Genomic DNA, 25,093 nt, shown 5'->3' with positions numbered 1-25,093 from the left:
CACCCAAAAATAAAACAGATACAGTTTTATATATTTGAAGCATATCAGATAATCTTGTATCGTGTTTAAATATGAAGATATAGCCCGTACCATTGAGGAACAGATTCGCTTAGGCGTGCTGAAGATAGGTCAAAGGTTGCCATCAGTCAGAGAGTTGTGCAAAGAAAGAAATGTAAGCCCTTCATCTGTTTTCAAAGCATACTATGCCCTTGAGGCAAAAGGCCTTATTGAAGCCAGGAACAGGTCAGGATATTATGTTAGCTTACATCCTTTATTGGAAAAGAGGGATACACAGAAAAAGTCCGATGAACCTCAGGAGTCATTTTATCCGACTTCCCGGGACACAGGAGAGATCATCAATTCAGTAGAACGGGCCAAGTTACTGCCCGATAAGGTTGTGCTGGCAAACGCTACACCTTCGAACAAAATGCTGCCGATTGGCAAGCTCAGGAAGTCTGCACGTGAAATCCTGATCCAATATGGTGATAACCTGCTGAAGTATGAGGATGCATCAGGGATGGGACCACTTAAAAACCATATCGTTATTCAGGCATCAAAGTGGGGAGGCCGGTTCAAGCCAGAGGATGTTGTAGTCACCTCCGGCTGCCTGGAGGCTATCAACCTTTGCCTGGATATACTCACCAACAACGGGGATAATATTTTGATAGATCCTCTTAATTATTTCAATATACGGGAATTTTTGACCGGTAAGCCGGTGAATATCTACACCTTTCCATTCAATACACCAGATTTTGATGCTGAGGCTTTTGAAAAAACCATCTCGGAATTTAATATCACGCTATGCCTGGTATGCCCTAACTTTCACAATCCAACAGGGATTTCTATGGCTGATCATCATAAAAAAAGACTGGTGGAAATTGCCGGAGCTAAAGGGGTAAATATCATCGAAGACGACGTGTATGGTGACGTTTATTTTGGCACCAGGCGTCCTTCTACATTAAAATCCTATGATCGTTTTGGTTGTGTCTGCTACTGCTCGTCTTTTTCGAAATCCCTGGCTCCGGGTTTCAGGGTAGGTTATTGCTTAACCGAAGCCTATGCCGACAAACTTGCCCGTGCCAAAAGGTTGCTATCATTGGGTACAAGCAGTCTGTCTCAAGCTGCTTTGGCTGATTTTATGCGCACCGGCCGGTTCGATTTGCACTTAAAAGCTCTTCGAAAACAACTACACATGAACCTTCTAAAATATGGGGACGCCATTATAAGGTATTTTCCACCTACGGTGAAGTTCAATGTGCCGGATGGAGGTTTTGTCCTATGGTTAAGGTTTCCGGCTTCCGTAGATGGCTATGAGTTTTTTAAGGAATCTTTGAAATCCGATATTGTAGTTGTACCCGGACAGATCTTTGCTCAACATGGTACTCACACTAACTATATTCGCCTGAGCTATTCAGAGCCATTTGACGAGTTAATCGAGCAGTCCGTGAAAAGGCTTGGTGAGCTGGCTTATAAAATGATTGACGAAAGTTGAGACTATAAACTTATTTTGGTGCCTATTCCACTTATAAAAACAGGATAATGGAGATATCGTTTGGTTTAAACCTTAAGTTACAAATAAACCCAAATCCACCCACCCATGAAATAAGCGTTCTTTGCGTACAAGTTTAACCGCAAAGAACGCCAGGAACCCGCAAGGACCATAACATATTCTACCTTTCTCCAACCCAGTGCGGGTAAATGGGGGCTTGCTTGGTGATCAGATCCAGCTCTTCAAAATCAGCTTCTGGAAGTGTCCAGTCTGCTGCCTCAAGGTTATCTATCAATTGCTTTTCATTTCGGGCTCCTATTACCACATTGGAAACCGTTGGGTTTTGGAGCAGCCAGTTGATGGCAACTTGCGGAATGCTTTTGCCATGTTCATTAGCAATTCGCTCCAGAACGTCCACAACATCGAAAACGAATTCATCATCCACAGGGGGCGCACCCGTATCACCGCCTGATTTGATCCTGCCATCCTGCATAGATTGGTTTCGTCTGATTTTACCGGTCAGTCGCCCCCAACCAAGTGGGCTCCATACCATAAGCCCAATGTTTTGATCTCTCAAAAGTGGCATCAGTTCCTGTTCATAGTCCCGGCCGATCAGTGAGTAATAGCCCTGGTATACGATGTATTTTTCAAGGTTTAACTTTTCAGAAATGGATAGTGATTTCATTAATTGCCAGGCAGCAAAGTTCGAGCAACCGATATAGCGCACCTTTCCGCTGGCTATCATATTATCCAAAGTTCGTAAGGTTTCTTCCACAGGAGTTTCACTGTCGAAGCCATGCATAAAGTACAGGTCGATATAGTCTGTTTGCAATCGTTTAAGGCTATCTTCCAAAGCTTTTACCAAATGGAAACGGCTGGAGCCTTTGTCGTTGGCACCGTTGCCCATCTGAAAAGTGGCCTTGGTCGATATGATCGTCTGCTGCCTCCTTCCCTTCAAAGTCTTACCCAATACAATTTCAGAGTCTCCCTGCGAATAAACATTGGCCGTGTCAAAAAAGTTAACACCTCGATCTAAACTGATGTCTATTAGCCTTGAGGCTTCCTCTACATCGGTCTTACCCCATTTTCCGAAAAATTCGTTGGTACCGGCAAATGTGGCTGTACCATAGCTGAGCACAGGCACTTTTAATCCTGAGTTTCCTAAGTTTCTATATTTCATAACCGTCTAAATTTTATATAGCAAAGCTCTGCTATGTAAACTCAGAATAACAGGAGGTTTATCACGGATTTGCTGTGCGATTTGTCACACTAGGCCACGGCCATCCGGCTCAGGGTTTCCCTGCTCACCCCTAAAAAGGATGCTATCATTGTTTTAGGCACACGTTGCATGAGCCCCGGATATTGTTCCAGCAGGTTATGATACCGGTCCTGTGCTTTACTGCTGATAAAGCAGAGAACCCTCTTTTGCAGCGCAATATACCCCGCAGTAGTTTTAACATGGAAAAAGTGCTCAATTTGCGGGAGTTGCTTACAAAGCAGAAGCTTGCTTTCCAGCGTTAAACCATAAGTAGTAGTGTCTTCCAGACAATCAACCGTAAACTTGGAGTGAGTTCCATAATGAAAGGCTTCCAGATCGGTAATCCACCAGTTTTCCATAGCAAACTGTACTATGTGCTCTTTGCCATCAGGAGTAACCCTGGCTGATTTCATTAAACCCTTTACAATAAAAAAATTATACTTTACCGCATCACCCTGATCTATCACAATTTGGTGCTTCTTAAAAGTCCTCAGCTTAAAATGCGACAGCACGAGGGCAAATTCTTCATCCGTAAGTTCGATAATTTCTTCCAGGTGTTTTCTTAGAGTTTCTTTCATCGGTGAGATTGCCTGTTTCTCTGTGGAAACGGTCATGTAGGAGTAAATGTTAGATTTTTCCCGCCCGGCATTGGATATCCATGCTACTTCGAAGACAACAATCATTGCTCAACAGGACCGCTACCATGTTTAACATATTTCAAATAATGTTTCTTGCCTCTTTCCCAATGATAAGTTAACCTTTAAAGACCTGCCTGAAGGCATATATATTTTACATCAACGCTCTTTTGAAACAAGGTTTGTGGTAAAGAAATGATGTCAAATAAGCCTTTTTAAACAAACAGCTGCGGAGCCTTTTTGCAAGGGCTCCGCCTGAAAGTCCGTTGGCTCTACTACAATTCTTTTTCGTACAGATTGCTTACTGATAGTGTCACCTCTTTAATCCCCACCTTCTTAAATCCTTGTTTTTCGTAATAGCCGCACAGCTTGTGGTTTTTGGAGTCCGCATCAAGCCTCAAATATTTACAACCTTCTGCTTTTGCTCTATTTTCAACTTTTTCGAGCACATCCCTTCCCACTCCTTTTCCTCCATACTCCTCTTTTACAACCAGGGAATGAACATATAAAGCTTTATCTTTTTGCTCGCCCCAGTACAACCAATCCTCCTCTAAAATTCTGACCATGCCGATTAATTCGCCTCCGGATTTAACGAAAAAGAATTCGTTATTCCTGATCCCTTCTTCTACCCATTCCACCTTTTCTGCAGGTGGATTTTTCCAGTATTGCCAATGGTCAATATTCATACTGGCAATCTTTTCAGCGGCCTCCTTAAATAAGTTCAGCACAGTGTGCTTGTCGTCAGTCTTTATGGGAATAAAGTCAATAGTCATGAGATGATGGATTTAAAACTATTTTTTAAAGACCCTAATTTATTCCAACTAATGAATATCCTCACACGAAGTGACCGATAAATTATCCACCTTAAACTCAAGGCTTGTTTGATATATCTCATATACTTCAGCATCAACAGAAAACGCTGCCATCCTTAGTTTTATCACTTCTGCGCCGCCTTAAGCATTAAATTTACCCCTGGCCTGGACTTGTTTAAAATGACTATATCGCTGGCATCACCCAGTATTTCATCTACTATACCGAAGTTTTTGGCCTCCTGGGCATTTAAGTATTTGTCACGAATGAAAAAATCTTCGATCTCCTGCCACGTATGGCCGGTGTGTTTGCCCATTAGATGAAATATTTGCGTTTGGAGACGCTCTTGCTCCTGGGTGGCGATCCGGACATCCTCCGTATAGCCTTTGGCTCCACCTCCCGTGGGGTGCATATGGATCGTGGCATGGGGGAGAGCAAAACGTTTGCCCTTCTCTCCGGCACTTAACAAAAATGTACCCATACTCCCCGTAAAGCCTACAGAATAGGTCGATACTGAAGCCGTCAGCATTTTCATCGTGTCATAAATGGCCAGGCCGGCATATACCTCCCCTCCCGGGCTTTGGATGTACAGGTTGATGGGCTGTTTCGGGTCTACACTGTTCAGGTACAGCAACTGCGCAACTACAATACTCGCAACAGACTGGTTTATAGGGCCTCCCAAAAAAATGATGCGTTCTTTCAGCAAAAGGCTGTAAATGTCATAGGCACGGTCTCCTCTGCCGGAGTTGTCTATTACCATAGGTATTACGTTAGCTTCTATCATGAGTATTATCTTGGTTTAAACAGTTGATAAATTTTTCTCCGGAAGTTCAGCTTATCCGGCTGGCTGAAAATTTTCTTGTGTAGGGCTTCTAATTCTTCTTTCAATTTCTCCCGGTGATACATCTTAATCAGCCGGTATGTTTTTTTCTGAAAATAAAGGTCCCTTTTTAGCGCAGCGTCTACAGCAATCCTGGCCTCAAATAAGAGACTGTCGGCAGGTGAAAGCCTCCCGTTAAGGTATTCTTCTATCCACCTTGTATTATTCCGCGAAGTCATCGTAGGTCATTGATTTGGTTTTTACAGTATTCCTCACTTTTTCGAGGCATTTATATTTTTGCACACTGACCGAATGTTCGTGTGAATAGCCTAATTGCCCGGCAATCTCTTTTATGGACATTTCCTGAAAGTAAAAAGCACGCAATAAATCCAGGCACCGCTTCCCCGCTATCTTTAAAAAGTTAAGCAACCGGCTGCTGCTTGCAGTTAGGAAGTAATCATCAGGGATCTTAAACTCGTTCTCCATATTGCTTAATGACGTATTGTGCACGTCTTTCCGGTATTTTCTTATCCACAAGTGTTTTGCAATGCCTACAATATAGGCCTGGTCAGATTTGATGACACCTACAGGGTCATGAGTAATTTTTTCCATGTAAATCACCAGGGCATCATGAAAAATGTCTTTGGCATCTTCAAATGAACCCCCGGCTGAGCTGATAAATTTTGCCACAACAGGAAAAACCCGCTCATATATTTCAGCCATTTCGTCATTGCCGGCTATTGTCTCAATTACATCATCTGCTTTTTCAAGTACTTCCATGAGAATGTTGCTTTTTATTATAAGTGCATTTTGCTTCCGAAATATCACCCGGAAGCAGGCTCAAAATAGACATCGACGATAGTACCAGATAACAAATCCAATCGCTGTCACGAACAACGCAACTAATCCATGTGTCATCGGTTTACATTCATCAGGATGACAGGGATAAAAATTGGATGATCCTAAAACATTAACGGACCTAAAACAAAGCTGAATAAAATTAGAAGAACAGCTTTCCATTCCCACATAATTCCGAAAAAAAGCAAGCACAAAAACCCATGCTACTCAGGGCTCAATGTTTTTTCCAACCAGCTCTAATGATTTCTTATGCTTCCTCCCCCATTTTTCGAGTTCACGAATTATTGGTTTTAGCTCATATCCAACTGAGGTTAATTCATATTCGACCCGAGGGGGCACTTCTGCATGTACAGTCCGTTTTACGATCCGGTCTTTTTCTAATTTTCGTAATTGTAAGGCCAACATTCTTTCTGTAATATTTGGCAGACATTTCTTTAATTCTCCATACCGGAGCTTCCCATTGATTAAATAGCAGCAGATAGCCAGTGTCCATTGTCCTCCTATAATGTTTGAAGCATAGACTTCTAAGCAGTCGTTCTCCAAGGCCTGTTTGTTCGCAAAATTTGTAGATGTTTCCTTTATTTTCGTCATTAACTTACATTTTTTATAGTACCATACAATAGGTTGTCAGCTTAGAGGTTTAACGTATTACCCATTACTTTTGGATTCAATAATTTTAGTTATAAGCACATTATGAAAACATTAGTAATTGTAATTCATCCGAATATTCAAGATTCAGTTATCAATAAAAGGTGGATTGATGAGTTGAACAAATACCCGGGAAAATATGATATTCATCAACTGCATGAGGTTTACCCTGAGGAAAAGATTGATGTGCAGGCAGAGCAGAGGCTGATAGAGCAATACAGTAAAATTGTATTTCAGTTTCCCTTTTATTGGTTCAATTGCCCTCCGTTTTTCAAAAAATGGCTGGATGAGGTGCTGGCCTATGGCTGGGCTTATGGCAGCAAAAGCGGGTATAAGGTTGCCGGAAAGAAAATTGCCCTGGCACTATCCGTTGGCATAGATGAGCACGAGTATAGCACCACCGGCAAATACAAATATACAATGGAGCAGTTGACCACACCATTTGAACTTACTTTTGAATACATAAAAGCTGATTATCAACCGTTATTTGCTTATTATGGCATTGAATTAAATGCATCAAGCGAATGGGTTGAAAAAAGCGTTCCGCTGTATATTGATTTTTTAGAATCCCTGTAGTGAGCATATAGCCTTGCTCCAAACCCAATGAGTGGAGAGAAATAGTAAAGAGATTCCTCATGTACCCTACAATTCCCCGTCATCCTGAATTTTCTTTTTTGTGCGCTTGAAAATTACTACCGGACTTCAAAGAAAATATTCAGGATCTCCGGGATCGGGAAGTGCCTGAACCATGGACTGCGCATTTAATCAGGGTTGGAGATAAGGGAGATCTAAGGTACTGATGGTAAGATAAATCACGGTGATACAGGCCTTTCTTTAATGTCCAATACGAGTAATATCAGAGTAAAACATTTGTCAGTTTTGATTTCATAATCACAAAACCTGAACGAACATTATATTTCATAAAATTCCTTCAGTACGATATTCTTGTCTTTGCCTAGCCGTTTTAATTCACTCAATATATAATACCTATGCATAAACCCGCAAAGAACCACAATTCGTTTGCCTTGATTTTGCTTAGAAACGGCCATTATATTTTTAGCCATGGTCTGGTTTCTTAAGTCCCAAAAGTCACCAGCCAGCCGATAGCCATCACGATAGCTTATATCCTGGCCGTCAGGTTTAGTGTGAAAGGTGGTGGCAAATTCATCTCTTTTATCAGTGACCTGTCGCAACATCTGGTATTGATAGTATTGACGCTTTGCACAAATGCTATCCGTGGCAGGGTTATTAAAGTTTTCTGGTGACTTGGAAGCTAACACGATCAAAGGCTCTATAAGTGCCTGATATTTATTCACTATTGCTGCTTCATCAGTAGAAAGTAAATTTACCTTATTGAGGCTATCCAGTAATTTAGTGGTGAGGCCATCTGTAGGTCGCGATCCTATATTGATCCTATATTCATTGCGGCCTTCAAATTCATATGGGCGCAATTGAGTGTCAGGATATTTTTCGACATACATGGCAGAGGCTTGCGTTTCGTTACTGTTGAGGTCAACATTTATATATTTAAAATCAGGAGTGAAAGCTGAAGAGTCCAATTCTCTCAGTATAAGGTCGGGCTTCACATCTTCCAGTATGCCGAAAAGGATATCCGGATTAAAATTAGGCTCTGGTTGATGTAGGGTACCAATAACAATGATTTCAGTAGGCTTTTCTGTTTGGCATGAGAGCATTGCGGTGGCAACAAACAGGGCTATTAATATTCTATTCATGTTAGTATTTAGTCACTAAATTTATTCACAGCCTGTAAGGTAATTTTTTCTTTACGTTAATGAAAGAGAAAATTAGCAGCTATAAGCCCTGATTTTAAGGCCTTGAATCCTAAGGGGAAGAACCCTTAGAGGTGGTAAAGAATCTAAAGGCTTCAGGTTATAATAATTTATTTCTGATATTCAATTTTATTAATACGCCATACAAACTTAGCTGCCGGTGTTTGCACTATAGCCTCATCTCCTACCTCTTTATTTAGCAGTGCCTGCGCCATGGGAGAGTCCATTGAAATGCAATCTTTAGCGCCTATAAGTTCTTCGTAGCCCACAATGCGCAAACGCTTTTTCATGCCCTTATCATTTTCAATTTCTACCCAGGCCCCAAACATCACTTTGCCTTCCTGGTGAGGATGATAGTGTACCACTTTAAAATTATCGATGCATTTGCGCAGATACAGAACGCGCCTGTCGATTTCGCGTAGTCTTTTTTTATTATAATGGTAATCCGCATTTTCAGACCGATCACCAAGGCTGGCTGCCCATGAAACTTTTTTTGTAGTTTCCGGTCGCTCTACTCGCCAAAGATGATCTAACTCCTCCTTTAGCTTTTCTAATCCTTCAGGGGTTATCAGCATTGATCTCTTCATAGTCCGCTAAGCTTTTACATTGCGATGCAAGAGAAATGAAAATCATCCAATTATCCAAGATTTATAAAGAGTTGTGAGGGCCATTCTTATCACCGGCCTATAGATATAAAAAGAAAAAGCAGCTCAAAGGCTGCTTTTACGTTGCTGTAGAGGGAGGATTCGAACCTCCACGGAGCGGTTAGTACTCAAAGTGTTATTGGATACTTTACAGAATTTATCCCGTGACCTCCACCCCCGAGACCGGAGGGCATGTCTGCCAGTTTCATCACCCTACATTATATTCGATCGTTATCGATAGTTCAAAGGTAGCCAAACGATCATTTAATTCAAATTTTCATAAAGTTATGAGCAAATATTTATCTATTTTTTAGTATTTGTGTATTATCATTATTTAATTTATAATATTGACATACTTATCAGGCGTGTTTTTGTGAAATTAATAATGCGGGTATAGGTCTGGCGGTTTAGAGCCGTGTGAGTAAGTAGATTTCTTCATCCTGGTCAGTGTCATACGGACCATTATTCGCTGCATCTTCACCTGAACAGGCTTAAGCAGACAATCTGCTCATACATTTCTACGCTCAAAGCACGCTTATGCCCAAATAAGTCCTATATTAGCCGTGTTTATGCAAACTGAATCTACAGACATTGTGTTCTGGTATAAAACATCTGGAGAATATAATGGATAATAAACGCATCATAGAAGACCTCCTGAAATCGCACGGGTTAAAGAAAACACCTATCAGATTAGAGATGTTGCAGTTGTTTTTCAAATATGATTTTGCATTGTCGGCAAGTGACCTTGACACCCTCATGAAGTCTGGACATGACCGGGTAACGGTGTACAGGGCCTTGGCATCATTTGAAGAACACGGGATCCTGCACAAGGCGTCGGAAGACGTACAGGGCATTAAGTATGCTATGTGTAGCAGTGGTTGTCCTGATGAGGTTCACACAGATATGCATGCTCACTTCACCTGCGACGAATGCCATCACACCTACTGTCTCGAGGATGTAAAAGTCCCGGAGATAAAAGTCTCTAATAACTATGCTATCGACAGGGTCAATTACACCCTTAAGGGCACTTGCAAACAATGTAAATCCTGATCTATGGCCGAAAACTGGAGTGGGCATTACAAGCACCTCAACGAAAAGACACCTCCAGCCGCTATGCTGTCTCGCGCACTGGCCGCCTTTCAACATGAACATGCAGACCATGGCGATAAACTATCGCTGGACCTCGGGTGTGGCAATGGCATAGATACCCTGGCCATGCTACAAGACCACTGGCATGTTACGGCCATAGACCGTGAGCGCCTCGCTTTGGAAGCTGTGGAAAGGCTTGCCGAACCGGAATTAAGGGAGCGCCTGGAAACCCGGTGTATCGACTTTGCCAAACTAGATGCCCTTCCTGTATATAAACTGGTTAATGCCACTTTTAGCCTCCCGTTTTGTCCGCCTGCCCGATTCTACCATTTGTGGAATGTTATCTGCAATGCTATTTCACCAGGAGGCAGGTTCAGCGGCCAGTTTTTTGGTGTGCGGGATTCCTGGAGTACTAATCCTGAAATGACTTTTCACACCCGGAAAGAGGTGGAAAAGCTTTTTACAGGATTTGAAACAGAGCACCTTGAAGAAGTGGAAAAAGAGGGTAAGTTAATTTCAGGACAACCCAAATACTGGCATGTTTTTCATGTAGTAGCCAGAAAAATATAAGCTTACCCTGCGCTTAATCCGGCCTGAGGGCTTAGCTTTTTCAACTCCCTTCGTAAAAGCAACTGCACAACTATGGCATAGGCCATGTTTTCAATGGCCAGTGCATAATAAATACCATCAAGCCCAACCATAACAGACAACAGCAGAACCAATGGTACAAATAAAATAAGCTGGCGAGCTACGGGTATGGTGGTAGCCAACTTGCCCTTACCGGTAGCCTGAAAAAATATAATTCCGGTAGACGCTACAGGAAGCCATGGCATAGCCAGAAATATAAGCCGAAGATTATTCAATTCGCCCTGACTTAACATCTCTCCGGGGATCATAAGTGAAACCACCGACTCGGGGAATATGATGATTGGCATAAGCAGCAAGAGTATGAGGCCAATGGCACCCAGTCGAAACGTCTTTATAGCATCCATACAACGCTGCCACTTATCTGCACCATAGTTAATACCGACTACCGGCTGCAAAGGCTGCAATAGCCCCATAGCAGGCACCGAAACAAAAGAAAACAGCCTGAATGCCGCACTGAAAAATGCGATATCATGGTTACTGCCATACGCAGCTACAAGCCTGAACAGGAAAAACTGTCTCACCACATTGGACAATTGCATAGACAGGGATGAAGTGCCTACACTGATCACATCTTTGATAATGTCCCGTTCAATACGAACTCTGAAACGACCGGTACTGAATGATGATCTCCCCCTGACAAAGTACCATGAAGTAAGCAGGCTATAAACAGCCATACTGAGCACGCTGCCCCAGGCAGCCCCTGCCACACCCATAGAAAAACCAGTAATGAACAGTGGCGTGGCCATCAGGTTAAGTACTACGCTTATCATGGTGTAGTTCATGGCTTCCTTTACCTTACCTTCCGCACGGATCAGTCCATTGGCTGACAGCCCGTAGATACTAAAGAAAATACCGCATGTATAGGCCCAAAAGTATTCCTTGCCTGCCTCCAGTACTTCTCCTTCCCCTCCCATCAACGCCACTAATCCATCAGTGAACAACAGTCCGGCTGCCATTAATATCCCTGAAAAAAGGAGGGAAAGCGCCAACAGGTTGGGAATTACTTTACGTTGCACTTTGATGTTGCCTGCTCCTATGGCGCGGCTCAATACAGAGCCTGAGCCTGTCGCAATAAACCCGGTAGCGGCTGAAATGATAAGTGTAAGCGGAAATAAAAGACTAACACCTGCAAAAGCATCCGCCCCGACCAGGTTCCCCATATAAACCGAGTCTATTAATGAATTGACCGAGATCATGAGCATCCCCAGAATACCGGGAGGTGAAAGTCTCAGTGCAATCTTCCATAGGTTATCATTTAGCAGGTCAGGTCGGTTGGTCATTTAAAACTGCTTTAAGAAAGTGACTTTACCGATTACCTGTTGCTCTGCGAAGGGTTGTTCAAGCCCCTGAATACGCGTATCGTTAAATACCAGGTATATGAACGATAATGGCCTGTACTCCCAGCTCCCCCGGATGTTCCACCTGCCTTGCTCATCGAACGAATTGTACTGGTAAAATGCCGAAAGTTGTACTCTTGGGTTGAGGGCAAACCGTGCTCCAAGAGTAGTGAGATGAGTCTCCAGGTTCTCTTTTTGCTCACCCAGATCGTTCAACTTATTGTATTCGTAGTCAGCAGTAAATGCCATATGAGGTATGGGAGCAAACCTAACTCCACCATTGGTGGTGATCTTCTTTCCGTTATAAAAATCACCCCAGCTAAACGATCCGGATACGGACAGCTTTCTCGACTGGTCAGAGTTGTATTTTACCTGGTGGTTGGTATAGTAATACTCATCGTGGGCTATGGATATCCCCAGCGGGGCAAAATCAAAATTTATATTCTGCCAGGTGGGATAGATCGCATATTCAAAGAAACTGCCATTAGTAAAAATGATGTAAATGGGGAACAGGTAGATGTTTGCCTGTTGAAAATTTCCGGGATCACTGGCATCGTGATAGTAATTAAAAAAGGCTCCGGGATCAAAACGGCGTATCCACGGAACATTCTTCGGCCTCCATATAAAGTAGCCCCCCGGGTTATGCCTGATCACATTGTTTTGGTAAACGAAACCCATGTCGGGATTATAGTCTTCGGTCACAAAGTTGGTAAGCCAGCCCAGGTAGAATTTATTGGCAGAATAGCTGGCAAACAATTTACCGGCCAGGCCAAGGGTATCACTGGAGTTGTCCCTCGAGCCGGAGAGCATGTAGGTAACGGTCAGCTCATTTTTGGGTCTTATCAGACCGTCAACTGTCAGGGTGGTGTTGTTGCTCTGGCTCACACCTAATTCATCGGAGTGCTCGTCCTGCCGATGAGTGACCATAATTCCAATATTGTTTTCCTGTCCGTAATTCTGCAGGTACCTGGCAGCGCCAAAGCTGGCCGCCGGGGAGTTGCCTGTTTGTGCCTGGTGAATGTATAACCCGGCTATGGACCGTTGGTCGTCTCGCATAGTGTATCTTACACCTGCATCGATTCTGGCAGGTTCGGCATTAAAATTACCCTGTAAGCCTATGGTACGGCTAAAAAATGGTTTAATGGACGGGTCTCCCGCCCCTGCCCATATACCGGAATTCTCCAGGAAAAACTGTCTTCTTTCAGGGAAAAATATATTAAACCTCTCCAGGTTGTTTACCGCCCTGTCCACATCGGCCTGGGCAAAATCGGTGTTAAAAGTCAGGTCCAGTACCGATCGCGGATTGATGGCCCATTTCACATCGCCTCCCAGTTTTACATCACTATCAGAAGTGTTTTGTCCTGCAGCTTCTCTTTCGTCATATTGATATAAAAAATAAGGTTCCACCCGAATGTTAGCACTTGGCTCAGGCACCTTAAGTCCTTTTAAACTGGCTGCATAGGTCATCCGATAGGGAGAAAACGACTGTGGTATAGCTGGAAAAACCGTATGTTCATAATCCCTGCGGGCCAGCCTCGTGAAGGTGAGACCCCAGGTAACAGAGTCGGTCTGGCCGGGCCGCTCGTAGCGTATGGACTTAAAGGGAATGGCAAATTCGGCGTAGTACCCCGAATCTGTCTGGTGCGTCCTCACAGACCAGAGGGCATTCCAGTCATTATCAGTATTGTTGTCATTAAAATTCTGGAGGTCGCGCTGGTTCCCGTATGGCGTGGTCTGAAATGACACGCAGTACTGTTTCAGGTTTTGAGGGTCGAGCTGAATGCCGAAATTGTCGTTTTCCTGCCAGTCAAAGTCCCTTCTCAGGTCCTGTACACGGATACCTTTCTTACCGAGGGAATCTGCGCAGAATACCCCCAGATACAAATGCTTTTGATCATAGAGCAGGCGTACGTTAGTCCGGTGCTTAAACTCACCTCCCTGCCTGGGCTCAATCTTAAAAAAATCATTGACGGTCGGAGCATTTTGCCAGTCCGCTTCTGACAATTTTCCATCAATTTTTATGTCAGCATTAGCCGGCACCGCCTCCACTTCGACAGGAGCCAGCGGAGGGGGAAAATTCTGATTGTCCATCTGAGCATGCATTGTAAAGGACAATGCCATCATCATGATCACCAAAAAGGGTAGTTTCATAGTTATTAATGGGTTATAATCGACCAATCTGATTACTGATCAACTTATATGGGATAATTCATTTATTACTTTCAATGCTACCGATCACCGCTACGGTCTCACCTTCATTGACCGGCGGTGTACCCAAAATGATCAGCACCACACCGCTCTGATCAGCGTATATATCCTGAAGACGATTTCCGAAAAAGTCAGTGATATAGCCCAGGTGCATACCTTTGACCACATAATCCCCGCTCGTTTTGGCAGCGTAGAATATACCCTTGTGATCGCTGCTCAGGTATGACCTTTTTTTAATTACTGCAATAGACGGTGTGACCAGCGGCTGACCTTCCAGCATTTTGAGCTGTTTAAGCAGGCTTTGCACACCTTTTACAACTTGCCCGACCTGTTGCTCTTCTGACCTACCCAGCCCGCCACACTCTATGTCCATAGCCGGGATACCGGCCTTAAAAGCTTCGGCGGAGCAATAGGTACTTGGCCTGGCTGTTTTTCCGGTAACATTGAAAACCACTATATGGTCAAAGCCCATATTAGTCGCCATTAACCTGCCTTTTTCCGAGATTTCCGGCATATCATCGCTGTGGTAGTAGGCCGTATATGGCATAAGGTCTTCAGGGGCGTCACCCGCATGCATATCGAGAAAGTAGTCACATTTACTGATTACTTCCCGCGAGATGAAGTCCGCAATGCGTTCGGTAATGGTACCTTTTGCATTTCCCGGAAATGACCTGTTCAGGTTTTTGCCATCTGCCGGGTTCAAAAAAGGAGTCCTCCCCAGAAAGGCACCCGTATTGGCTACCTGCACCAGTATTACTGTTCCCGAAAGTTGGCCGGGATCGATTTTATGTGTCAATTGCTGACCTGCCAGTATAGGCGGGTATTCGTACCCGTGCACCCCTGCCGTAATACCTAAAACAGGCCCTTCACTTGCGCCATGAAAGATAGTTACCGGAATGGTAGCCTTGTTTTTCCCGTCAGAAAGCTCTACCAATTCGTGCGTTTTTGTGCCCGGTTTTAATGCTTTTCCATAGAAGGTAAAGGGACTTTGAGCGGCCACCTCTCCTACGGCAATAGCAATACCTGCTATCCAAAGGACATATTTTCTCATATCAGGCTCTTCTTTTTAATGGTCACCAGCCCGGCCAGAGCAAACAGGATGGTCAAAAGTGCAATTTGAAAAATGATGCCGGTAGCAACCGTGTACCGGTCAATGCTTTTTTCCATATGGAATGCCGGTAACTTCGAGTAGTCCTCGCGGTGGATGCGCTGGTCCCAAAACAGCTTTTGAAAATAGAAGTCTGTGATTTTCTCATGGAACATGCCGAGAGCATCCTGAAAGCGTAAAAAAGTGTTCAGATCGGTATGTACGATATGAGTGAACACATCCTGCATACTTACCGCAGGGTTAACCCAGTGGAAACGATTGGCCAGTATATTCCTCTTCCTTACCTGCTCGTTGTATCGGTCCACCTCATGCTGGCTTTCAATATCTTTTAAAGAGGTATAGGCTGCATAAGCTTTGGCGAGCCTGTTGTTGTCGATCAGGCTATCACTTCCCGCCAATTCAGGTTTATGGGCCAGAAATTCCAGGATAACCTCTTTTGTTTCCTGCTCATCATTCTCATTTTCCAGACCGGTACGGCGCGTAAGCCCTGCCAGTTCAGTACTACTCAGCGGGTACCTCGTGGTAACTACAATATTAAGTACCGAAGGAATAACGATAAGGAAAAATAACCAGCAGCCAGCAGCTGTTATAGCGTTAAAAGGTGAGTTTCTGCGGTAGCTAACGATCAGAAATAACAAACTAAACCAAAACGCATTATAAATAACCACACCTAAGATCCATAACAGTGCCGGCAACTGGTTTTCTTCTTTAAGCACACTACCTGACGTGAACAGCCCGATCAGGGACATTAACAGGGCCAATCCGGTAATCAGGGTAAAATAAAACAGCAGGCGTACTATAACTATTCTGCTGATGCTGATTGACTGGATATACAAAAGAGGAAGTGTGCCATTCTCCTTTTCTCCTGAATACAGGTTATAACAAAAGGCAATGATCAATAACGGAAATAAATAAACAATGACGAATGAAAGATCGAAGTTACCGGCCAGCAGATTGACCGGGTTTGCAAGCTCGTTTTCAAACAATTGATAATGCAGGCTCATCCCTGTAAGCCTGTAGTAATAGCGAAAAAGATCTCGCTGCCCGATAGCCAAAGCGGCATAGTCGTGTGGTGGCAAAATAGCATGGTAGCCATGTCTGTACCAGGCAAAGGCAGGCTTGGAAGCTATGTCGTGGTTTTGCTCCTCCTGCATAGTCTCCGGCTCACCTTTAAAGCTGGCCAGATAGGTACCAAATTCACTTTGCTCCAGCTCCATGACCTCCTTAATGACCTCACGCTGGGCATTGATCTCTGTTTGCCCGTAGTAGATGGCATATACACCAAACAGGAAGGTGACACCGACCATAAGTAACTGGAACCTGTTTCGAATGAATGAGACCCATTCGTAGCGGATCAACGTTTTGATAGCCTTATCCATGTATTGGTTTACTTTTTCGGTTTGAATAGTGAAGCAGGAGGATAACGAAAGTGGTCCATCCTACTATGGAGATCATCTCCAGCTTATAGTGTTGTAATATTTCAAAAGCAGAAGGAGTGATATAGCTGAAATCTTCAATTTCATCCCAAAGCTCCCGGGTGGCTTTGTACTCATAAAATTCACCGTACCGCGAGTTTTGGGCCATATCGTTGTTCATCTTACGCACAAGTTCCCTGCGGTAGGCCTCCACTTTGTCTTCAAAATCTATAGCAGTGTACAGGTCGGTGGCCGACAATGCCATGGAGAGGTGCTGTATGGCCAGGTATGGATTGAATATACTGGCTATACTGCCCATATTGTTTTGCCTGTGAAAGATATTTCTGAGCTTGTCCCAATGGATATCATACACCATGTTACCGTACTCCTCTCCGGCCTGCATGCTCACTCCTTCGAAGTTGAATGGCAATTGATGCAAAGAATCTACGTCATACCTGGTGAGATACTCCTTTTCAAGCCTGGCACGCCTCACCGAGCCGGGTGTCTCCCCGTCAATACCCTCACGAATATCTTTTTGAATGGCCTCTTTAAAAGCCCGCATGGAAGGTAATGTATAAAAGCTCTCACTCAGGTTAGCCACGGCCTTTGGCGTAAGGATGACCAGAAATATCCAGCAAGCCAGCAGGGTAAGTAGAGCATTTCTACCCGTGGCCGACCTGAGGGATACCCATACCGACAGTGAAAGAAAAATAAAAATGTAGAGCGAATAAATCAATACGAGCAATACCGTTCTTACCGATACATCGGGCACGACTGCTGAGGATAAACTCAAACTGGATAGCACGAACATGCCAGCTATGTAAGGCGCGAGAATAACTATAAGCAATATGCAGTAGGCCAGCACCTTACCCCATGTAATAGATGCATAAGAGGCACCCTGACTGAGTAGTAGCTTGAGGGTGCCTGTTTCTTTTTCTTTGGTGTAAGATGAGAATGCCAGAAAGATGATCAGCAATGGCAGCAGTACATAGAGTACGAGGGCTGCACTAAGCTCGCCAAAGCGGATCATACTGCTGTAGTCCTGAGCCGGACGAAACATAAATTCATGCTGGTAGTGTGCCTCCAGGTAAATAGACGTGCCGGTATAAGTATCCAGGCCAAAATCAAAAACACTGAGGATAGTTTTCGGTTTGAACACAAAAGTACCGTAGTGCGCGGCTATGTGGGGATGCTTATCCCCCTGCCCGAGCCATTCCGTTCGTTTTTCTTCCTGTTTTTCAGTTATTATCCTGCTTTGCTGGCGGTACGACACGTAGCCACCATACAGGGCTACGCCGAGTAGCAGCAAAATGATGATCCCGAGGGAAACTACCAGCCGCTCACGCAGGGCAATTTTTATTTCTTTTCTGGCTATGGAAAGTAAATTTCGCATGGTCTGTTAGTGCATATGTTTGAGGTAGAGCTTTTCAAGATCATGAAAGCTCACATCTTCCGATTTAAAATCCTCTATCAATATCCCTTGCTTCATAATACCAATGTGTGTCCCGGTATCTTTCGCACGGAAAAGGTCATGGGTAGCCATTAATGTGGCCACTCCTTTCTCCTTCATGTCCAGCAACAGCTCTGAAAATTCGTTACTGGCTTTCGGGTCAAGTCCTGATGTGGGTTCATCGAGCAAGAGCACCCTGGCACCCCTGGCCCTGGCTAACGCTATACCCACCTTCTGGCGCATACCTTTAGAGTAACTGCTTACCCGGCGGTGGATAAAATCAGGCTGCAAACCGGACTGCTTCAAAAGTTCCTCCAGCTGCTCTTTGTCATAATGCTTTTTGCCCAGGCCGCAGAAAAAATCCAGATTCTCCAGACCAGTCAGATTGGAGTAGAGCATCAGGTTTTCGGGTATGTACGAAAGCAACTGTCTCGTTTCCTTCGGGTGCTTGGTTACATCCATAGCATTGATGGTGGCCTGCCCGGCATCAGGCTCTATAAAATTCAGGAACAGATTAATCGTGGTGGATTTCCCTGCTCCGTTGGCTCCCAAAAGGCAAAAGATATCACCGCTCTTAATACTGAGGTCCAGCCCGTTAAGCGCGGTAAAGTCGCCATAGTTTTTTGTGAGGTTTGTAGCTTCGAGCATCTCAGTTCAATTTTTGCAACCCTGTGATATAGCCTCCTGTTGAGGTAAATAATTTGGTGGCACTGTCTGATGACAAGCCATACCGGTAAATCGCATTTTCATCGTTGGTAGCAATAGAAAAGAGTACGCTCTGGCCGCTCTCCTCATGCATGATCATACTGCGTGACCCATAGGTTACAGGCAATCCCGATACAGCACCCTCGCCGGCCTTACCTTCAAGATCTATTTTGTAGTATCTGAATTGTGGCTGGCCGATGGCATATTCCCAGAAGTCACTCTCGTCTTCTACCCTGGCAGTAAAGGACTGGCCGGAGGAAGTACGGTAGATACCTATGCAAATGTTGCCTGTTGCCTCCTCAAGGTTGAAGAAGTAATCCTGATCAAAAGTGGTCTCTCCGTTGTTGATCCTTAAAACACCACTGGGGCTACTACCTCCCGCATTGGTAGTGCCCAGGGCCTGTACATAAATATCTCCGTTGGAAGTTTTCACCATACCCGAATTGGGACTTTGGCCTCCAAATACCATCCCCGTTCTGCCATCGGCTATTATTTTTTCTACCTGGTTGGTCGACAGGTCAATCACCGCCACATAGGCCGAATCGTTGACAGGTACAAAGTTGTTTTCATAGTGCACACCCATAAATAGCTTATTGTCCCGCTCCAGCATATCCAGGTAGTAAGTACGCGTTGCTTCCGGCACCCTGCCTGTAACCGCACTAAGGGATATTTCATCTTCTATGCGCATAGTGGCAGGGTTGAAAATGATCAGTTTGGAAATACCTCCTGACACAGTCCCGTAGGCTACAGTTTCACTCACAAAATGTAACGTAGAAAAGGTATTGGCTCCGGGCACCACTATCCTTTCTTCCTCTTCCGGAAGGCCTTCGCTGTTGAAAGTGTACTTTACGAGGTTGGCCGGAGCGCCAAAAGGTGTTGCAAACAGGTGGTTCCCATAAGCTACAGTGCTCGCACTTCCGGTAAGTTCAATTGCATTGCTGTTGTCAACCGTCGAAAGGTTAAGGCCTTCAATGCCCTGAATATAGGTAGTTACATCTGGCCATGCGCCGCTGACTGTGGAAACAGCATAATTTACCTCCGTATCAGGTGTGGCAGCAGGGCCATCGTCATCAGAACAAGCCACACATGCGAGAGCCGATAGAAAAAAGAAGGCTGCCCTGTGATGCCATAGATTAAAAAAGTGATTTTTCATTTGTTGTTTTGGTTAGTGTTTATAAAAGTTCTTAGTGTGAGATAAAAAGCTCTTCCCGGCCGCTGTACGCTAAAATTGTCGTAGGCTTTGCGATCAAAAAGATTTGTGAACTCCAATGCCACGGATAATTTGTTTTCGGGCAGGCTATAGGATACCCCCGCGTTTTGTATAAACTGCTCTGGAACAATGTTCTTCAGCTCCTTTCGCCCATCCACTGCCCAGAACAGGTAAAAATCATGCACATAACCTGCCGACCACCATGCGGAAAAGCTGTTTTTACTGCCCAAAATATTCTCTTTGGTGAAGCGTACTTCTCCATTGCCAAACAGGTAAGGAATGTTGGGGAGCCTGGCATCGAAATAGCGGTTATCAACCGACCCTGTAACTTCCCTGGATGACCTGTTTCGAATATCCTGATAAGTAGCATTGGCCTTTACGGACAGGAAGGTAAAAGGCCTGTACTGCACTTCTGCCTCTACTCCCTTAACCATAGCTTTAAGCAGGTTTTGGTACTGAGCAAAGAACTGGGAAGTCCTGAGCCAAATAATGTTATCGGTAAGCCGGTAGAAGCCGTTCAGCTCTGCGGTGAGCTTGCCGGAGGTAAACTGCACGCCTGCATTGGCATTATGGCTTTGCTCGGGTTGCAACGATGGGTTGGGCTTTACCATGGTAAAATCACCAAAAAGTTCAAACTCATCCGGTAGCCGTGTAGCGTATTCATATGAGGCTTTGGCCAGGATCTGACTGGTGAAATTGTATTTTATGGATTGGGAAAAACCAAAGTTTGATATGGACTGACTGTGAGGCAAAAACTCCATATTCTGAATGGAATACCCCTCTGCGTTGAAAGCAAAGTGTTTCACTGCTGTGTAGCTGGTTAGCCCGTTAGCAAAAACATGCTCATAAGCCAGCCCCACAACATTCCTGACCAGCTCGGTTGGGTTGCTGTAGTAGTCTTCTCCGTAGAAACCGGCAGCTATCGGGTCTTCCCCCACGCGCCTGAACCACGAAGAAAGCATGTTGAGTGTAAAGCTGCCCTTGCTCCATGGGTTAAAGGTAATATTAAGTCTGCTGACGGCATTTTTAGAAGTCAGGTCCAGCAAATTCCCGGAAGTAGATATTTCCCCGCCATCAGTGCGTCTGTGGTTTGCCTCCCCATCCCAGGTGTAGGCATTCAGGGTGGTATCCTGAAAATAACCTGATGTGAAATTGGCCCCTCCGTACCATTTGAGACCAGTTCGCGGCAATATAGACTGCTTTTCATACTCCAGGGAAACTCCGGTGGTTGACTCTTCATAAATAGCCTCTCCATAGGGTTGAGACATGATGGCATTGTGTTGAATATTATCATCCAGCCCGGAATACCTCATGCTGAGCACCAGCCGGTCAGCATAGCTTTTATTGTAAACCCCTGCATTCAGGTTGACCAGATAGTTAGTAAACTTGTCGTGAAAACGCCTTACCCGGGCAGGCTGCGGATTACCGCTGGCATCCGGGATCTCCACATCGATCTTATAGTCATTGTCCGAATGGTTGTAAAATGACGAAATACCTAAAAAGGCTTGTTTATCAGTGTTTACCCATTGGCCGTTGAAATTGACTTTATGGGTATTAAATGAGCCGACCGAGTATGAGGCATCCAGATAGCTGATATACTCTTTTCTTGAAATGATGTTGATACCCCCGCCAAGGGCATCGGCTCCGAGATCAACCGGCACTACACCCTTATACACCTCAATCCTCTTCATCATATTGACCGGCAAAGCATTCAGCCCAAAACCTGAGCCGAAGTATGACAGAGGTATGCCGTCAAGGAAAAATTTCACCTGCTTACCGGACATACCATTGATATAAACCTGCGCGTCACTTCCAAAGCCACCGGTCTGGCGCACATTTACGCCCGAGATCTGCTTGATGACATCGCTGGTATTGATATTTTTCGAATAGAAATCCCGCGTATCCAGAACTGCAACGCTGGCTACGCTTTCCTGTAGCTCCTGCCCTTCTGTTTTTCCGGTTACAGTCACTTCATTAAGCTCCGTAACCTGCCCTACCAGAGTTATTTTAATGTTCAGGTCATGCCGGGTGCTGTTTATCGTGAGGGTTCTTTTTTGAGGTTCAAAACCGATGTAAGAAAGGTTTAGCTCATATACTCCGGGTGCCAGTTCTGCAAACGTAAACTGACCGGCCTCATCGGTTATGGCACTTTTACCGGCAGTGGAAAGCTCGACATACACACCCGGTATGGCATCGCCTTTTTCATCCAGCACTACGCCGGAAATAGTTGCCGCGCGTGCACCGGAAATAGCCGGGCAGGCTATGAATAGAATGATATATGTACAAAATCGAATCATATTTAAATGCAACTATGTTGCAAATATAAAATTAATACACAAACGCAAAACGTTTGCGTTTGAAATATTTATAGAAAATGCCGTAACAGGCCGGGTTTCAGGATGAATGGATCCTTCTCCACTTAATCAAAGGACACCTCGCGGATCAGCCCTTCTGCTGCCATTCCGTCAAGCAACAGTTTTTCCTCATCAGACAGGCTGGTGGTATTGATCAAGCCATTTGCTTTTTCCCACAGCAGTTTGTGTTCTTCTTTGAGTGCATAGGCTTCCTCTGCATCTTTTTTAAATAAATAGACGCTTCCATCTGCTTTGGTTGCCTGCGGTACACTTTGGTTTCTCAGCAAAAAGCCCGATGGACCGGATTGGAGTGGTATGATCTGCCTTTCCTCATTGTAAGCAAGATAATTAACCGGAGCATTCAGTTTAATGGTCGTTTCCTGTAAAGGCAGGATTTCAAAAACCTCAACTTCCGCATGCATTTTGCCCTCGGGCAGCGGGTGGCAACCTATTACTTTTACAGGGGTACGCTCTTCAGAATGGTTAAATACTATGGCTTCCGATGTACTCTCCACGATCCGCTCAAGGGTCACTTTCTCGATAAAAAAGAAATCGTCAGCAGCTGTTTTGGAGTGCCTCACTTCACCCCCGCTATGTACCTCGGATATCAGGGTGTATTTCCCGGCCGGTGCATCCTCAGGTACATGATAGGTGAAATAGTAGTGCCGTCCCGACTGTATATTTTGCAAGATCTCAACCAGCTTTTCCGTTTTATGCTGGCCGCTCAGGTAATCGGCCACGATCATCAATGGCAGGTTTTTATTGAGGTATTTTAACTTCTTTAAATCGCTGTTTTGAGGCTCGACCGGGTCGGGCAGGCCAAGTACGTGCTTTTCAAAAAGTAAGGTTTCCTTCCCTTTTGGATCCCTCACCCCGATCCTTACCAAGGGAAATACATGCACATCTTTCAGATGGGCCGTGTTGAAATTCCAGTGGATGGTAACCGTACTGCCGGGCACGGAGCGCTTGGGAAATATACTCATGGTGTTTTACTTTCTTAATATCTTCAATTGCTCTTTGCTGTATTTGACCGGGTACTCTTCAAACCACTTGGTCACGGTATCTTCACCAAGGTGGTCGTAAGTAACGGAAATCAGCTTTTCAAGCTTTTCCAGGTATGCCTGCCTGACGCTATCGGGATCGGCCAGCATGGATCTCTTTCGATCTTCCTTCTCCTGCTTCCGGGCCGGAACATGGTGGAAGTACTGGTTAAAATGCTTTTGGCTGAACTCATGGTACTCAGGCGTAAACAAGATCATATTGTGCCACATTTCATCGATGATGAGCAGGTCGTCGGGTATAAAAACGCCGGGAATCTGGCTGATATACAAAAACTTTAAGGTTTCCCTCAGTATATCCCGTGCCTCATCTTCAGTAACATCATACATATCAAGAAACCGTGATAGTACGTCTTCATTCTCGTACTCAAGTAGTTCCTCTAGCTGGTTTTTCTGTAAGGTTTCCATAAGGGGTTGAACTAGGTGATAGCAGCAGCATGCATCAAGCACACTGCTGCATGAACATCAAAAATTACAGTGTAGAAGTGCAGTGACCACAGTTGCTGCAATGTGTGCCTCCTACGGCTTTTGTTGCTTTGTCAGCCAATATTCTGGAGATTAAAGCTTCTTTGTTGGTTTTCATAATTTTGAAAATTTTGGTTAATACCTACTCTTTCGAAGGTTTTCGGCTTACCCTTTACTATTGCAACAGTGTTGCATATATAATCATCACACAACTCAAATGCAACATAGTTGCTTTTAAATATTTGGCGATTTTATCCCGTAGATATATTGGGCTAAATAGCTACATCATGGTAAGCAGTTGATTTCTAAAAGGTTGAAGTTTATTCTGATCAATAATTTCTTCAGTTTGATAATATCACTACTGTCAGTACTTCTTGACGGTTAAGCTTTACCAAACTTTCGGAAGTTTAGTAAAGCCGCTGCTTAGTACTGTACGCAGGTATTCTAATCCAATTTGACACGAAAGCTAAAGCTAACTCCAGGCTGATCAACAATTATCTTAAAATCAGAAATAACATAACGAAACAGACCTGAAAAGAATCAAGATTTCTATATTAGCAATAAACCATAACAGTTATGAAGAAACTGACCATAATATTCATTCTCTCTGTGGTATTCGACCTTGCTCAGGCGCAGGAGGTAAGAAAAAATGTAGTGTATTCTGAATTTGCAGGTGCCATGGTGGCCGGAATTGGCCTGGGCTATGAACGATACATACCTGTTTCTCCAAAAATCAATATTACAGGAAGGGCTGGCGGTGGACTCGTGCGATCTTTTACGGAGTTTTCCCCGCATATTGGTGGCAGCATTTTGTATGGCAAGCGATCATCTTTGGAAATTGGGGCCAATGGAATTTTTAATTATGATCCCGAAGTAATGGAAGACTCTGATTCTATTGACCCTGACCACAGCCAGGAGGCCTTTCAGCTATTGATGGGATACCGGTATAAAAATGAGGACAATGGTATTATGTTCCGGGTCTTTTTGGTGCCACCCATCGGAAAATTTGCCAACCTTTTTGGAATACCTTATGCAGGTTTGTCTTGGGGTTATGCGTTTTAAAATCCATCGATTTAAGCACTCTCGAAAGCCTG

Annotated in this window: 24 protein-coding genes; 5 read left to right on the top strand and 19 right to left on the bottom strand. The window is 44.3% G+C overall.

Features of this window, described 5'->3' with window-relative positions; genetic code table 11:
* The first annotated feature begins 61 nt into the window (after window positions 1-61).
* On the top strand, window positions 62-1,492 hold the full coding sequence (locus LVD17_RS12145) for an aminotransferase-like domain-containing protein (protein WP_233767093.1): 1,431 nt from the start codon (window positions 62-64) through the stop codon (window positions 1,490-1,492).
* 178 nt (window positions 1,493-1,670) lie between these two features.
* Here LVD17_RS12145 and LVD17_RS12140 read toward each other — a convergent pair whose 3' ends face one another.
* From LVD17_RS12140 to LVD17_RS12110, 7 genes are all read right to left on the bottom strand, one after another.
* Entirely contained in the window at window positions 1,671-2,669 is a 999-nt protein-coding gene (locus LVD17_RS12140; protein WP_233767091.1) for an aldo/keto reductase, read from the bottom strand.
* Between the two features lie 89 nt (window positions 2,670-2,758).
* Window positions 2,759-3,430, bottom strand: a complete 672-nt coding sequence (locus tag LVD17_RS12135) for a Crp/Fnr family transcriptional regulator (protein WP_233767090.1) — start codon at window positions 3,428-3,430, stop codon at window positions 2,759-2,761.
* 227 nt (window positions 3,431-3,657) lie between these two features.
* Window positions 3,658-4,155 (bottom strand): GNAT family N-acetyltransferase, encoded by a 498-nt coding sequence (locus LVD17_RS12130; protein ID WP_233767089.1) that lies wholly within the window; start codon window positions 4,153-4,155, stop codon window positions 3,658-3,660.
* Between the two features lie 164 nt (window positions 4,156-4,319).
* Window positions 4,320-4,976, bottom strand: a complete 657-nt coding sequence (locus tag LVD17_RS12125; protein WP_233767088.1) for a ClpP family protease — start codon at window positions 4,974-4,976, stop codon at window positions 4,320-4,322.
* A 5-nt stretch (window positions 4,977-4,981) separates the two neighbouring features.
* On the bottom strand, window positions 4,982-5,251 hold the full coding sequence (locus LVD17_RS12120; RefSeq protein ID WP_233767087.1) for an anti-sigma factor: 270 nt from the start codon (window positions 5,249-5,251) through the stop codon (window positions 4,982-4,984).
* On the bottom strand, window positions 5,235-5,792 hold the full coding sequence (locus tag LVD17_RS12115; RefSeq protein WP_233767086.1) for an RNA polymerase sigma factor: 558 nt from the start codon (window positions 5,790-5,792) through the stop codon (window positions 5,235-5,237). Before LVD17_RS12115 ends, LVD17_RS12120 begins: the two co-directional genes overlap by 17 nt.
* 285 nt (window positions 5,793-6,077) lie before the next feature.
* Entirely contained in the window at window positions 6,078-6,461 is a 384-nt protein-coding gene (locus LVD17_RS12110; protein ID WP_233767084.1) for a winged helix-turn-helix transcriptional regulator, read from the bottom strand.
* A gap of 102 nt (window positions 6,462-6,563) precedes the next feature.
* Between LVD17_RS12110 and LVD17_RS12105 the strand changes: the two genes are divergently transcribed.
* Entirely contained in the window at window positions 6,564-7,094 is a 531-nt protein-coding gene (locus LVD17_RS12105; protein WP_233767082.1) for an NAD(P)H-dependent oxidoreductase, read from the top strand.
* Window positions 7,095-7,429: 335 nt separating this feature from the next.
* Here the strand turns inward: LVD17_RS12105 and LVD17_RS12100 are convergent, their stop codons facing one another.
* Both LVD17_RS12100 and greB read right to left on the bottom strand, forming a co-directional pair.
* Window positions 7,430-8,251, bottom strand: coding sequence for a hypothetical protein (locus tag LVD17_RS12100; protein ID WP_233767081.1), 822 nt, complete (start codon window positions 8,249-8,251; stop codon window positions 7,430-7,432).
* A gap of 167 nt (window positions 8,252-8,418) precedes the next feature.
* Window positions 8,419-8,895: a transcription elongation factor GreB gene (gene greB, locus LVD17_RS12095; RefSeq protein WP_233767079.1), complete on the bottom strand. Its 477-nt coding sequence runs from the start codon at window positions 8,893-8,895 to the stop codon at window positions 8,419-8,421.
* Window positions 8,896-9,576: 681 nt separating this feature from the next.
* Between greB and LVD17_RS12090 the strand changes: the two genes are divergently transcribed.
* Both LVD17_RS12090 and LVD17_RS12085 read left to right on the top strand, forming a co-directional pair.
* Window positions 9,577-10,002, top strand: coding sequence for a Fur family transcriptional regulator (locus LVD17_RS12090; protein WP_233767077.1), 426 nt, complete (start codon window positions 9,577-9,579; stop codon window positions 10,000-10,002).
* A gap of 3 nt (window positions 10,003-10,005) precedes the next feature.
* Window positions 10,006-10,611: a class I SAM-dependent methyltransferase gene (locus tag LVD17_RS12085; RefSeq protein WP_233767075.1), complete on the top strand. Its 606-nt coding sequence runs from the start codon at window positions 10,006-10,008 to the stop codon at window positions 10,609-10,611.
* Window positions 10,612-10,613: 2 nt separating this feature from the next.
* Here LVD17_RS12085 and LVD17_RS12080 read toward each other — a convergent pair whose 3' ends face one another.
* The 10 genes from LVD17_RS12080 to LVD17_RS12035 all read right to left on the bottom strand — a co-directional run bounded on the left by LVD17_RS12080 (window position 10,614) and on the right by LVD17_RS12035 (window position 23,942).
* Window positions 10,614-11,969, bottom strand: coding sequence for an MATE family efflux transporter (locus LVD17_RS12080; RefSeq protein ID WP_233767073.1), 1,356 nt, complete (start codon window positions 11,967-11,969; stop codon window positions 10,614-10,616).
* Complete coding sequence (locus tag LVD17_RS12075) at window positions 11,970-14,177, bottom strand: DUF5916 domain-containing protein (protein WP_233767072.1); 2,208 nt, start codon at window positions 14,175-14,177, stop codon at window positions 11,970-11,972.
* A 58-nt stretch (window positions 14,178-14,235) separates the two neighbouring features.
* Window positions 14,236-15,285, bottom strand: a complete 1,050-nt coding sequence (locus LVD17_RS12070; protein WP_233767070.1) for a succinylglutamate desuccinylase/aspartoacylase family protein — start codon at window positions 15,283-15,285, stop codon at window positions 14,236-14,238.
* Complete coding sequence (locus LVD17_RS12065) at window positions 15,282-16,721, bottom strand: DUF3526 domain-containing protein (protein WP_233767068.1); 1,440 nt, start codon at window positions 16,719-16,721, stop codon at window positions 15,282-15,284. Before LVD17_RS12065 ends, LVD17_RS12070 begins: the two co-directional genes overlap by 4 nt.
* Complete coding sequence (locus LVD17_RS12060) at window positions 16,714-18,150, bottom strand: ABC transporter permease (RefSeq protein WP_233767066.1); 1,437 nt, start codon at window positions 18,148-18,150, stop codon at window positions 16,714-16,716. Before LVD17_RS12060 ends, LVD17_RS12065 begins: the two co-directional genes overlap by 8 nt.
* Before the next feature lie 6 nt (window positions 18,151-18,156).
* Window positions 18,157-18,855: an ABC transporter ATP-binding protein gene (locus LVD17_RS12055; protein ID WP_155173990.1), complete on the bottom strand. Its 699-nt coding sequence runs from the start codon at window positions 18,853-18,855 to the stop codon at window positions 18,157-18,159.
* A gap of 1 nt (window position 18,856) precedes the next feature.
* Entirely contained in the window at window positions 18,857-20,065 is a 1,209-nt protein-coding gene (locus LVD17_RS12050; RefSeq protein WP_233767064.1) for a DUF4374 domain-containing protein, read from the bottom strand.
* Window positions 20,062-22,419, bottom strand: coding sequence for a TonB-dependent receptor (locus tag LVD17_RS12045; protein WP_233767062.1), 2,358 nt, complete (start codon window positions 22,417-22,419; stop codon window positions 20,062-20,064). Before LVD17_RS12045 ends, LVD17_RS12050 begins: the two co-directional genes overlap by 4 nt.
* A gap of 122 nt (window positions 22,420-22,541) precedes the next feature.
* The gene (locus LVD17_RS12040) at window positions 22,542-23,459 is read right to left on the bottom strand and encodes a hypothetical protein (protein WP_233767060.1); all 918 of its coding nucleotides are present in this window, start codon (window positions 23,457-23,459) and stop codon (window positions 22,542-22,544) included.
* Window positions 23,460-23,465: 6 nt separating this feature from the next.
* Window positions 23,466-23,942, bottom strand: a complete 477-nt coding sequence (locus tag LVD17_RS12035; RefSeq protein ID WP_233767058.1) for a UCP032817 domain-containing protein — start codon at window positions 23,940-23,942, stop codon at window positions 23,466-23,468.
* A gap of 633 nt (window positions 23,943-24,575) precedes the next feature.
* Here LVD17_RS12035 and LVD17_RS12030 point away from each other — a divergent pair.
* The gene (locus tag LVD17_RS12030; RefSeq protein WP_233767056.1) at window positions 24,576-25,061 is read left to right on the top strand and encodes a hypothetical protein; all 486 of its coding nucleotides are present in this window, start codon (window positions 24,576-24,578) and stop codon (window positions 25,059-25,061) included.
* Window positions 25,062-25,093: the final 32 nt, after the last annotated feature.

The organism is Fulvivirga ulvae (assembly GCF_021389975.1).
In the GTDB taxonomy this organism is placed as follows: Bacteria; Bacteroidota; Bacteroidia; order Cytophagales; family Cyclobacteriaceae; genus Fulvivirga; species Fulvivirga ulvae.
This window is presented reverse-complemented; position numbering and strand designations above follow the sequence as displayed.